Source organism: Bradyrhizobium sp. BRP20, from assembly GCF_020194215.1.
GTDB classification, from domain to species: Bacteria; Pseudomonadota; Alphaproteobacteria; order Rhizobiales; family Xanthobacteraceae; genus Bradyrhizobium; species Bradyrhizobium yuanmingense.
Map to the genome: position 1 here is coordinate 705,695 of NZ_JADYVY010000002.1, position 9,126 is coordinate 714,820.

The 9,126-nt window shown below is 62.6% G+C and carries 17 protein-coding genes; 11 read left to right on the forward strand and 6 right to left on the reverse strand.

The features are described 5' to 3' along the window. Window positions 1–26 precede the first annotated feature (26 nt). Window positions 27–218 carry a DUF3072 domain-containing protein gene (locus tag I6F33_RS08070; protein ID WP_225141865.1) on the reverse strand — a complete coding sequence of 64 codons (192 nt, stop codon included), beginning with the start codon at window positions 216–218 and terminating at the stop codon, window positions 27–29. A gap of 98 nt (window positions 219–316) precedes the next feature. Between I6F33_RS08070 and I6F33_RS08075 the strand changes: the two genes are divergently transcribed. The 5 genes from I6F33_RS08075 (at window position 317) to I6F33_RS08095 (ending at window position 3,155) form a co-directional block, all read left to right on the forward strand. Next, a complete protein-coding gene (locus tag I6F33_RS08075) occupies window positions 317–550 on the forward strand; it encodes a hypothetical protein (protein ID WP_035999688.1) in 234 nt (77 codons plus the stop codon). Further along, entirely contained in the window at window positions 544–771 is a 228-nt protein-coding gene (locus I6F33_RS08080) for a hypothetical protein (RefSeq protein ID WP_036022976.1), read from the forward strand. Before I6F33_RS08075 ends, I6F33_RS08080 begins: the two co-directional genes overlap by 7 nt. 508 nt (window positions 772–1,279) lie before the next feature. Next, a complete protein-coding gene (locus I6F33_RS08085) occupies window positions 1,280–1,849 on the forward strand; it encodes a DUF1236 domain-containing protein (RefSeq protein ID WP_225141867.1) in 570 nt (189 codons plus the stop codon). A gap of 136 nt (window positions 1,850–1,985) precedes the next feature. Further along, complete coding sequence (locus tag I6F33_RS08090) at window positions 1,986–2,192, forward strand: DUF2934 domain-containing protein (RefSeq protein ID WP_050995879.1); 207 nt, start codon at window positions 1,986–1,988, stop codon at window positions 2,190–2,192. Window positions 2,193–2,927: 735 nt separating this feature from the next. Further along, window positions 2,928–3,155: a hypothetical protein gene (locus I6F33_RS08095; protein ID WP_035999684.1), complete on the forward strand. Its 228-nt coding sequence runs from the start codon at window positions 2,928–2,930 to the stop codon at window positions 3,153–3,155. Window positions 3,156–3,212: 57 nt separating this feature from the next. Here the strand turns inward: I6F33_RS08095 and I6F33_RS08100 are convergent, their stop codons facing one another. Both I6F33_RS08100 and I6F33_RS08105 read right to left on the reverse strand, forming a co-directional pair. Further along, window positions 3,213–3,515 (reverse strand): hypothetical protein, encoded by a 303-nt coding sequence (locus tag I6F33_RS08100; RefSeq protein ID WP_036022979.1) that lies wholly within the window; start codon window positions 3,513–3,515, stop codon window positions 3,213–3,215. 123 nt (window positions 3,516–3,638) lie between these two features. After that, complete coding sequence (locus I6F33_RS08105) at window positions 3,639–4,130, reverse strand: hypothetical protein (RefSeq protein WP_225141870.1); 492 nt, start codon at window positions 4,128–4,130, stop codon at window positions 3,639–3,641. Between the two features lie 287 nt (window positions 4,131–4,417). Here I6F33_RS08105 and I6F33_RS08110 point away from each other — a divergent pair, with 287 nt between their 5' ends. The 3 genes from I6F33_RS08110 to I6F33_RS08115 all read left to right on the forward strand — a co-directional run bounded on the left by I6F33_RS08110 (window position 4,418) and on the right by I6F33_RS08115 (window position 5,940). Further along, the gene (locus tag I6F33_RS08110; protein ID WP_008558895.1) at window positions 4,418–4,714 is read left to right on the forward strand and encodes an HU family DNA-binding protein; all 297 of its coding nucleotides are present in this window, start codon (window positions 4,418–4,420) and stop codon (window positions 4,712–4,714) included. A gap of 403 nt (window positions 4,715–5,117) precedes the next feature. Then, on the forward strand, window positions 5,118–5,252 hold the full coding sequence (locus tag I6F33_RS38305) for a hypothetical protein (RefSeq protein ID WP_260347228.1): 135 nt from the start codon (window positions 5,118–5,120) through the stop codon (window positions 5,250–5,252). Between the two features lie 490 nt (window positions 5,253–5,742). Next, the gene (locus I6F33_RS08115; protein ID WP_249788245.1) at window positions 5,743–5,940 is read left to right on the forward strand and encodes a hypothetical protein; all 198 of its coding nucleotides are present in this window, start codon (window positions 5,743–5,745) and stop codon (window positions 5,938–5,940) included. A gap of 13 nt (window positions 5,941–5,953) precedes the next feature. Here the strand turns inward: I6F33_RS08115 and I6F33_RS38310 are convergent, their stop codons facing one another. Then, window positions 5,954–6,079 carry a hypothetical protein gene (locus I6F33_RS38310; RefSeq protein ID WP_035999737.1) on the reverse strand — a complete coding sequence of 42 codons (126 nt, stop codon included), beginning with the start codon at window positions 6,077–6,079 and terminating at the stop codon, window positions 5,954–5,956. A 77-nt stretch (window positions 6,080–6,156) separates the two neighbouring features. Continuing rightward, window positions 6,157–6,399 (reverse strand): hypothetical protein, encoded by a 243-nt coding sequence (locus tag I6F33_RS08120; protein WP_225141873.1) that lies wholly within the window; start codon window positions 6,397–6,399, stop codon window positions 6,157–6,159. A 270-nt stretch (window positions 6,400–6,669) separates the two neighbouring features. On the opposite strand from I6F33_RS08120, the gene I6F33_RS08125 reads away from it, so the two are divergent. Further along, window positions 6,670–6,954, forward strand: coding sequence for a hypothetical protein (locus I6F33_RS08125; RefSeq protein WP_036045604.1), 285 nt, complete (start codon window positions 6,670–6,672; stop codon window positions 6,952–6,954). Between the two features lie 98 nt (window positions 6,955–7,052). On the opposite strand, the gene I6F33_RS08130 is transcribed toward I6F33_RS08125, so the two are convergent. Then, window positions 7,053–7,217: a hypothetical protein gene (locus I6F33_RS08130; RefSeq protein WP_225140731.1), complete on the reverse strand. Its 165-nt coding sequence runs from the start codon at window positions 7,215–7,217 to the stop codon at window positions 7,053–7,055. 252 nt (window positions 7,218–7,469) lie between these two features. Between I6F33_RS08130 and I6F33_RS08135 the strand changes: the two genes are divergently transcribed. Continuing rightward, entirely contained in the window at window positions 7,470–8,231 is a 762-nt protein-coding gene (locus tag I6F33_RS08135; RefSeq protein ID WP_225141875.1) for an NAD-dependent protein deacetylase, read from the forward strand. 198 nt (window positions 8,232–8,429) lie between these two features. Next, entirely contained in the window at window positions 8,430–9,092 is a 663-nt protein-coding gene (locus tag I6F33_RS08140; RefSeq protein ID WP_225141876.1) for a cold-shock protein, read from the forward strand. Window positions 9,093–9,126: the final 34 nt, after the last annotated feature.

Genomic DNA, 9,126 nt, shown 5'->3' on the forward strand with positions numbered 1-9,126 from the left:
GAGCCGGGTTCCCGCAATTGGACGGCTCACTCGTCCAGCCCGGCCTTTTGCCGCATCTTGTCGATCAGCTCGGAGGCCTCGGCCTTGGTCAGCTCCTCCTCGGGCAAATCCTGGTGGGCCTGCTCGGCGAGGGTCTTGAGGTAGGATTCCTGGGCTCCGGTCATCGGATCGTCGCCGGAAACCCAGTCCTTCGGGTCCTTCCGGGTGTTGTCGGCCATTGCGCATCTCCTATTCCGTTTTCCGTAGAACGTCGGACTCGACTCTTCGTTCCGTTTTTGTTCTCATGGGCCATATCTCGAATTCGCGAGGCGGAACAATGCCGGACCTGGACTTTCTCAGGCGGGAGATCGAACGGATGCGCATCCAGATGGGCAGGCAGAGGAAGGAGATCCTCCAGCTGCAGCGGGCGGGGATCGGGACGGCCTCGGCGCAAGCGCTGCTGTCGCGGATGGAGGCGAAGGTCGAGAGCCTGTGCGCGCAACGCGACGCGCTGAAGGCGGCAGAGCCGCGCCAGACCAAGGGCAGGGTGCTCGGCGGGAGGACATGGTGAGCAGGCGATGGTTCGACGACGAGCGAGACCTGTCGCCCTTCCTGACCGCGCTCGAGGACGTTCGCCGACGCGCGACGCGGGAAGGGTGGTGCTATGCCCACGTCCAGGCCATCATCGTCGCCATCGACCAATACGCGGAAGCGGCGACGGGCAACCGCGAGTATTTCCTCAACAAGCCGGTTTCGATCGGGGACAACCGCAAGGCCGCGGACGTTCCGTGACTGGCGCTGCGGTCTCTGCTGCTGGTCGGGCGGAGCCGTCGATGCAAGTTGGGCTGCAGCCATGCGCACTCCGTCGCCGGATCGACGTGGCCGCAGAGCGTCGTGCCGATTAACCCGTGGGACTGATGTTCGGATCATCCGGTTCAGGCAAAACGCCGCAACCGGGTGTCTTCTCCGTGTCGGTCAGCTCCGGCGTGGCGTGCGGACCGGCAGGGTGTGGCCTGCGTTCGGCCGAGGCATCCGCCGGGATCGACTGCAGCCTGGTTTCCGAGTTGCTCTGCATTGCTTCTGCCTGACTTGGTTCGAGCGCGAGCGTTCGCGGCGCGAGGCGGGCGATTGACTCACCGCCCTTCAGCCGGCCGTTGCGCAATTGCGGTTGCTGTCGCTACGCCGGTGCGGACGCAACGTTCCAATTTCAAGGACGTGCTCCATTCAGAGCCCTCGCTGAAGCTGTAGGAACGGAGGAGCAAGGCCCGGGTTGGCCCGAAGCAACTGGAGGCATCTCACGATGGTCAAGGATCTTCCTCGGGACGCAGAGCGAGAAGGCACACGCAAGCTGATGATGTGGGGATCGGCGGTCGCTGCAATCCTCTTTGTGGGCTTCGGGCTGTGGTTTGCGGCTCCCCAAATGTTCGGCGTGACCGACTACGTTGGACGCCCCTCGACCGGCGCGGACAACAGCGCGCCCGCGACCACGGTCGGCACGGGAGTTCCAACACAACGCGACGCAGTCAGCACCGCTGCCAAACAAGATCCCGCTGCAAATGAGGATTCGAGCGGCGCTCGCGCTCGCCAGATCAAGGAGAGTAGCCAGCCGGCAAACCTCTCCGCGCAACAACGCGAGCAGCTGCGCTCAGTCCTTTCGACATCGCAAGGCCCCGCAATGGATCGGCCGAATTTCGAGATGATGATCGGCACCTCGGTCCCGCGGCAGACCGAGACGGCGGACCTGCCGCCGGAGGTGACGCAGATCCTCAACGGGTTCTGGGGAGATCAGTACCTGATCGCTGGGAAGTCCCTCGTGATCGTCGATCATCATTCCCGCCGCGTCGCTGCGATCATTGCCGACGTGCGATGACGTCCGCGTTTCGTGAAGACGTCAGGGCCCGCAACGAGCTGGCTCGTTGCGATGTTCCGGCTCGGGGAACGTTGGTCGCTTGAGAGCTTGTTAACCGACCGCGCCCAGGATGCCGCTCCGAATTGGAGGGACATCGATGTCAGACCTGGAACAAGCGATCCGCGAGCGCGCATACCAGATTTGGATGGAGAGCGGTGGGGCGGACGGCCACGCCGAGAGGCATTGGCTCGAAGCCCAGCGCGAGGTTCTTTCCGCCTCGCTTGTCGCGCGCGTCTCGAAAGTCGGCGCCGAAAAGCCGAAGGCGAAGCCGGCAGGTGCGCGAAAGAAGCGCCGCGCCGCCTGAAGCTTGCGGCCGCTCGGTCGTGACACGCGCGCGCATGCAAGCCATAAGCACGCGCGTTGTCGTCACCGCGGACTAGCGGGGTGAGACGGAGGAGGGCGCTGACCTCGTGCGCGCGGGCGAAGCCGTCTTGCTTCGCGGCGAAGCAGTCGCGCGGCGCTTGCCGGACTTCGGACCGGCTTTTGGTATGATCCCGTTCTGCTCGTCGAACTGCTTCAGCCAGGCCGCGATGTATCGCGGGTCGTCGGGACAAAGCCGCTCGAGCAAACGAAGGTTCTGCGCTCTGAATTCCACAAGGGTTTTCGGCATCACGGCTCCTCAAAACCCTGCCCGTCGCAAAAAATGCGTCTGGAGGGCTGCCGGGTCAACGGCAAAGAGCGCTTGAAATCCCGGGCGAGCTGATGCAGCGCCAAAAGCGAAAACCCCGCCCTTTCAGGAGCGGGGTTCTCTGTCGAGGTGAAGCTTAGGGACGCTTCAACTGTAAGACGCGCGAGCGGCAAGAAAGTTCAAACGAAAGTGCGCCGCGTCGCTGGAACGTGGATGCGCCCGCGCCGGGCCATTACAAATCCGTAAGTCGGTTGAAAATCGACGCCGAAAAACTATCTCTGCGTCAGGCGGCAGCGTAACAAGCCGCCCTTCAACTGACACCCAGCCGCCGCGCTCAGAACAGGCGAAGCTGGGTCCTTTGACATTCTCCCGCTTAAGGTCCCGCCTCATTGGCCTCAGAGGCAAACGTCGATGGCTGCCCGCACCTACAACCACGAACGCTGGTCGGAAGACGACGACCGGCTGCTTCGATCCATGTGCGAAACGGGAAAGAGCCTCACGCTGATGATCGTGAAGCTCAAGCGTCCCATTGCATCGATCAGGTCGCGTGCGATCGAGCTTGGCATCAATCTTCCGGGCACGCGCATCGGTCTGCGACGGAAGCGGCGAACAGCCCGCACGCCCAGACAAAGCCGCTGAAGCGACCACGACAATTCCGCCGCGCCGCTCTACGCGAGCGGAGCGGCTGAACGATGCTCAGGCCGCAATCCGCTGTTCGACCGGCGCCGTCAGGAACTTGAGCGCTTCGGCGTGGGCGAGATCCGGAACCGCGATCGCCGTGTGGCTGTACATCGCGTGTGTGCGCGACGTCGCGATCTGGTCCAGGATCCCCTTGCCCTTGATGACGTGGAGGCCCATGCCGTCATCGACGGGGAAGATCGCCAGCACCACATCGTAGGCCGCGATCACGGCTCTGAGCGCCTCGGCCTTGTCTTCGGCGACATCGACAAAAACACGAACATCTGCCGCGAGTTCACGCAGCTCGTTAAAATCCAGCACTTTGAGGATACTCCAACGCAACCAACCTGACAGAAGCTTGGTCGCGTTAGGTTACTGAAGCGTCAACGACGGATCGCTGAGCCACAAGTTTCACGACGAGGTGACGCCAAAGCGCGATGCGATCTAGCGCTTGGCGTCCTCCTTGCGCAGCCTGGCCTCGGCGGCCTCGTCGACGAGAGTCAAGCTGGCCCCGTCATAGCTCAGCTTGAAACCGCGGCCGACGATCCAGATCCAGCCTTCCCGGTCCTTGATGGCCGAGGCGTTGAACTGCTCGGAAATCGATTTGACGGCGGTTTCCTGCGATCCCGGATTGTTCAGCGTCGCATTGACGCGCCAGATCGGATGCCTGGGATCGGTCTCGTCGCCGTCGACGGCGACCTTGGCGCCGTTGATGTCGCATGTGAGCGTGTACGGACCTCGGCTCGGCCGGCAGAGATAGTGGCGTCGCGCGATGAGCTTGTTGGCCTCGTCGAATGTCATCCCGGGCGAGAAGCCGAACATGTCGGACTTTTTCACGAGGGCGAAGGACGCAGGCTTCAAGAAGCTAGGCTGGATCGCGACGAGGGCTGCGACGGCGACCACGATCAAACCTGCGATGACGATAGCGACCTTCATCAGAACCCCATCAGATACCCTTCCTGGCTTATAGCAGCCGCGGCGCTGTGTCAGGCTCGAGAAATTGCAGGTCCTAAAATTGCAGGGCCTAAAATTGTAGCTCCTGCAACGTCTTGCACAGGAAGTCGGGAACCTCGCGGAGCCCGTGCTTGCGTTTTTGGCCTCGATAGGGTCTAAGCCCGATCGCTTCATGACTTCTGGCATGAATCAGCAGCGCGCACTCGCGGGTCCGGCCGCGTCCCCAGCAGCAGAATTGCTCCGCGCACCCATTCAAAGGAATTCAGACCATGGCGAAGATGACGAAGACCCAATTGATCGATGCAATTGCCGAGGGCACGCAGCTTTCGAAGAACGACGTGAAGTCGGTGATCGAGTACATGGCGACGGTCGGCTACAAGGAGCTCAACGAGTCCGGCGAGTTCGTCATTCCCGGCTTCGTGAAGATGTCGGTGGTGAACAAGCCGGCGACCGAAGCCCGCATGGGCATCAATCCCTTCACCAAGGAGCCGATGCAGTTTGCAGCGAAGCCCGCTAGCAAGTCGGTCAAGGCCTCGCCGCTGAAGGTGGCCAAGGACGCCGTCTGACGTGCCGGGGATGTCGGTGCGGTGGGCTCATTGACGCGCCGGCGCAGCAATCGGGGGGCGAGGCTTCGTTCCCTCACCATCCTCATCCGCTTCACAAGAAAAAGCCCCGCGCTTTCGCGCGAGGCTTTTCTGGCTGACGGCGTTGGGATTTCAGCGCCTGGCCGACAGCCATGGCTTTAACCTAAAGTTGAAAATCGCAAAAAGCAACAGCGCCGCCACGACGGAGTATGTTCGTCAGGCGGCGCTGCCGTGTAACTGGGCGCTGAAATCCCCAGCTTCCATAGGTGCTTGCCGCGCCGAAAAGGTTCAACGCCGCCCCCACCAAAATTTTACGTCCGGGGCTGGACTTTTTGTTCTCATTTTGTTCTAGTGAGGCGCCCTGATGGACCGTTGGAGGTTGCTCATGACCGTCGAAAAACAGCGCGAAGTGATCAGGCTCTGGAACGAGCTCAGAAAGGTCGAGGGCCCTGCGGCGGAGGAGCTGCGCATCCAGATCCTCGAATGCTTCTCGAAGGAGAAGCCGAAGCGGGCGGCCTGACCTTTGTCGACGCCACGCGGCAACGCGCAAGCGCGATCCGCTCCGCGGGGGCGCGCTTGATCTGTCGCCGCGCTGCTTGCCGGCGAAGAGTCTTCTCGAAGTTGTGTCGATGAAGAGTCTGTTGCAGAAGAGACTTGTTGCAGAAGAGACTCGTTGCAGAAGACACTCGTCGAAGAAGGGTCCTGCCGCGTCGACGGTGTGAGCGCGCGCGCGCTTTCATCGATCGTTAGGATTTGCTCTCCGCGCATTCTTGCGACTCCGATTCGTTCTTCGCGAACGAAACGGAGTCGAAGCTGGAACAAAGCCGGGCGTTCTTGCGCCGCTCTCGCCGCGAAGGTGCCGGATGCGTCTGGCTAACGATAGCTTATACGGATGCCGATAACCCTATTCGGTTAGGTTAAAAGCCTAATCGCGTTGCGCTTGCTGCGCCTTGGGGTAGGTGTTCGGCAACGACAAGCAAGAAACGCCTTTGCGCAAGCAGCAATTTGCCATGATGCCTTTTTCAGCTCCGTCCTTTTTCCAAGGCGACCGGCACACCTACCGGCGCGTCGCCGTCGTCGTCACGCTGTTCTGCCTTGCTTTCGTTGTGATCAGCTTCTCGCTGCGGCCGCAGGCCGAGGACACGCGCGTTGCGGTCAAAGCCGACCGGCTGGTCCGCACGGCAGGCCAAGCCGCGCGCGCCAACTAACGCCGCGCGCCAATTAACGCTCGTCGCCGCAACGGCGGTCATCGGCCCGCGCCTGCGGGGATCCGGCGCCGCGCGAGGCGAGCGCCACGAAGCCGGCATAGCCGGACAGGTTGAGCAAGACTTCGAGCCAGGCGGGCATATCTCTTTCTCTCCGCTCAGCAGGGAACGGGCTCAACGTCCGCGCGCATTCCTGGTTCCATACTCCCGCGAAGAAACTCAGAGCCGGGTGGACGGGTCGAGCCGGCGGCCGAGGGTCGCGACGGATTCGCTCGACGGCTGCTCCTTGAGGAACTCGGCGATGGCCTGCGCCAGCTCGCGGTCGCTCATCGGCGTCGGCGGCGGGCGCAGCGTGCCGACACCGAAGTTGCGGACGATCTCGTCGTAATGCTCATCCTCGGATCTGGGAACCAATTTGCGGATACGGGCCAGCAAGGCGGATAAGGGCAAACTCTCCTCCATGATTGTCGTCCCCGCTGGCAACCGTCATGGTCTGCTGCCATCTGCTCCCATGAAACTGAAAACCCCGCCAGCACCGCGGAGATGCTGACGGGGTCTTCGTGCTGTCGCCTCGACCCGGATGGCGGAGGCTCCCGCACTTGAGAGGCTAACCCCCATCTCGCCGTTTCGTTCCCGCTTCATCGACATTTCCTGACTGCGGGCGGGTTCCATCCATGCGCAACCATCGCAGGCGCTCGCCGTTGTCTCCGCGACACGCGAAGGAGGACAAGCATGAAGAAGACACTGGCAGTTCTGGCCACCATCGCGGCGGTCGGTGTGACCGCGGTCGCGGCGCCCGCGCCGGCTGAGGCGCGTGGCCGCGGCGGTATCGGCCCGGGCCTCGCGTTCGGCCTCGCCGCCGGCGCGATCACCGCGGGCGCAGTCGCGGCTTCTCAGCCCTATGGCTATTACGGTCCCCGCTACCGCTACTACGACGGTCCCGCCTATTACGGACCGGGTCCGTACGCCTATTACGGCGGGCCGTACTACCGTCACCACCACTACCGTCATTGGTAGTCGGCGAATAGCGAAAAGCCCGGAGCGGTGCTCCGGGCTTTTTTCATTCGCAGGTCTTGTTTACTCGCCCATTTTCGCGCTTGCCGGCGCGATGATGCCTACGGCCAGAGCGAGGGCCGCTCGGCCTTGCGGGCATTCTCCAGCGTCGCCACGAAATATTCCTCGCGCTCGCGCTTGAACTTTTCCTGCGTGGCACGGAAGGCGGCGACACGGGCGGCGATTTCTTCGCGTTCGCGCTCTTTGCGTTGTTCGTCTTCGGTCATGTCAAATCCCCTCTACACCTGAGTATGTGCACATCCGAACTCAAGCACTGCCGCCGCAATCACGTTGAGTCGCGTCAACACATCCATTGGCACTTCCGAATGGGGCGTCAATGGGGAGGAGGCATTGCAGGATTGTGATATGCGAAGGTCGGAAGAAATTGCCGAGCGCATTGCGTTGGCGCTTGATAAGAGCGTCAACGATCTTGCCGCTTGCGCATGTTGCTGTCAGGCCAAACTATTCGGGAGGCGCGGTTGATCGCATCGGATGTGCAGAGCGGTATCGAACGGCTCGGCGACATGATCGCCGAGGCCGGGACCATCGTGCCGTTCACCGGTGCCGGCATCTCGACCGAATGCGGCATACCCGACTTCCGCTCGCCGGGCGGAATTTGGACGCGTAACCGTCCGATCCCGTTCGACGAGTTCGTCGCGAGCCAGTCAGCGCGGGACGAATCCTGGCGCCGCCGCTTTGCGATGGAGGAGGTATTCGCCGCAGCGAAGCCCGGCCGCGGCCATCGGGCGCTGGCATCGCTCTACCGCGCTGGCAAGGTTCCCGCCGTCATCACCCAGAACATCGACAACCTGCACCAGGCCTCCGGCTTCGCGCCGGAGCACGTGGTTGAGCTTCACGGAAATACCACCTATGCGCGCTGCATCGGATGTGGGCAGGTTTACCCGCTCGACTGGGTGAAGCGCCGTTTCGATGACGATGGCATCGCGCCCGACTGCACCGCCTGCGACGCGCCGGTGAAGACCGCCACGATTTCCTTCGGGCAGATGATGCCGGACGAGGAGATGCAGCGCGCGACAGCGCTGTCGCAGGCCTGCGATCTCTTCATCGCGATCGGTTCCTCGCTGGTGGTCTGGCCGGCGGCCGGCTTTCCGATGATGGCCAAGCGCGCCGGTGCACGTCTCGTGATCATCAATCGCGAGCCGACCGAGCAGGACAACATCGCCGACCTCGTCATCCACCACGACATCGGCGAGACTCTCGGGCCCTTTGTCGGCAATTGAGGCATCAATTTGATTCGCGGCTGTGCAAGCTGTTCATAGGTTCCGGCGAATCTCTTTTTTGTCTATGCGTCGCAACCGGGAGTGTTATCTTTTGAGTCGAAAGATTCGCGTCGCGTCGAATTGAGAACATTCTCTTAAGACGCGTGATTCGAGCGCCGCCAATGTGGCGGGTTGCATGGCAGTGTGGGGTCCGGGGTTATGGGGTCGTCGGACGGATTTGAGTCCAAGAAGCTTGGAGTTCCCGGACAGGGCACCTCGCCAGGGCGATTGACGCCGGGCGAGCACGGCGGAGCCGGCCGCGACAATGCGCTCAATCCCTTCACCGGATTGGGCGAAGCCAGCGGCAACCTCGTCGAGGTCACCGGCGTCATCAAATGGTTCGACGCCTCCAAAGGTTACGGCTTCATCGTTCCCGACAACGGCTGGCCGGACGTGCTCCTGCACGTTACCGTGCTTAGGCGCGACGGCTTCCAGACCGCTTATGAGGGCGCCCGCATCGTCGTCGAGTGCATCCAGCGCGCCAAGGGCTACCAGGCCTTCCGCGTCGTTTCGATGGACGAGTCGACCGCGATCCACCCGGCGCAGATGCTGCCGCCGCGCACCCATGTCACGGTCACCCCGACCAGCGGGCTGGAACGGGCCCAGGTCAAATGGTTCAACCGGCTGCGCGGATTCGGCTTCCTGACCTGCGGCGAGGGCACGCCCGACATCTTCGTGCACATGGAGACGCTACGCCGCTTCGGCATGACTGAGCTGAGACCGGGCCAGTATGTGCTGGTCCGCTTCGGGCCCGGCTCCAAGGGCATGATGGCGGCCGAGATCCATCCCGAGACCGGATCGCCGGGATTGCAGTCGCACTAAGGCTATGACTTCCAGCAATTGTGAGCAGAGGCGC

Coding starts and splice junctions, on each gene's coding strand:
- I6F33_RS08070 (WP_225141865.1), bottom strand. CDS start 218: ATGGCCGACAACACCCGGAAGGACCCGAAGGACTGGGTTTCCGGCGAC.
- I6F33_RS08075 (WP_035999688.1), top strand. CDS start 317: ATGCCGGACCTGGACTTTCTCAGGCGGGAGATCGAACGGATGCGCATC.
- I6F33_RS08080 (WP_036022976.1), top strand. CDS start 544: ATGGTGAGCAGGCGATGGTTCGACGACGAGCGAGACCTGTCGCCCTTC.
- I6F33_RS08085 (WP_225141867.1), top strand. CDS start 1,280: ATGGTCAAGGATCTTCCTCGGGACGCAGAGCGAGAAGGCACACGCAAG.
- I6F33_RS08090 (WP_050995879.1), top strand. CDS start 1,986: ATGTCAGACCTGGAACAAGCGATCCGCGAGCGCGCATACCAGATTTGG.
- I6F33_RS08095 (WP_035999684.1), top strand. CDS start 2,928: ATGGCTGCCCGCACCTACAACCACGAACGCTGGTCGGAAGACGACGAC.
- I6F33_RS08105 (WP_225141870.1), bottom strand. CDS start 4,130: ATGAAGGTCGCTATCGTCATCGCAGGTTTGATCGTGGTCGCCGTCGCA.
- I6F33_RS08110 (WP_008558895.1), top strand. CDS start 4,418: ATGGCGAAGATGACGAAGACCCAATTGATCGATGCAATTGCCGAGGGC.
- I6F33_RS38305 (WP_260347228.1), top strand. CDS start 5,118: ATGACCGTCGAAAAACAGCGCGAAGTGATCAGGCTCTGGAACGAGCTC.
- I6F33_RS08115 (WP_249788245.1), top strand. CDS start 5,743: ATGATGCCTTTTTCAGCTCCGTCCTTTTTCCAAGGCGACCGGCACACC.
- I6F33_RS38310 (WP_035999737.1), bottom strand. CDS start 6,079: ATGCCCGCCTGGCTCGAAGTCTTGCTCAACCTGTCCGGCTATGCCGGC.
- I6F33_RS08120 (WP_225141873.1), bottom strand. CDS start 6,399: ATGGAGGAGAGTTTGCCCTTATCCGCCTTGCTGGCCCGTATCCGCAAA.
- I6F33_RS08125 (WP_036045604.1), top strand. CDS start 6,670: ATGAAGAAGACACTGGCAGTTCTGGCCACCATCGCGGCGGTCGGTGTG.
- I6F33_RS08130 (WP_225140731.1), bottom strand. CDS start 7,217: ATGACCGAAGACGAACAACGCAAAGAGCGCGAACGCGAAGAAATCGCC.
- I6F33_RS08140 (WP_225141876.1), top strand. CDS start 8,430: ATGGGGTCGTCGGACGGATTTGAGTCCAAGAAGCTTGGAGTTCCCGGA.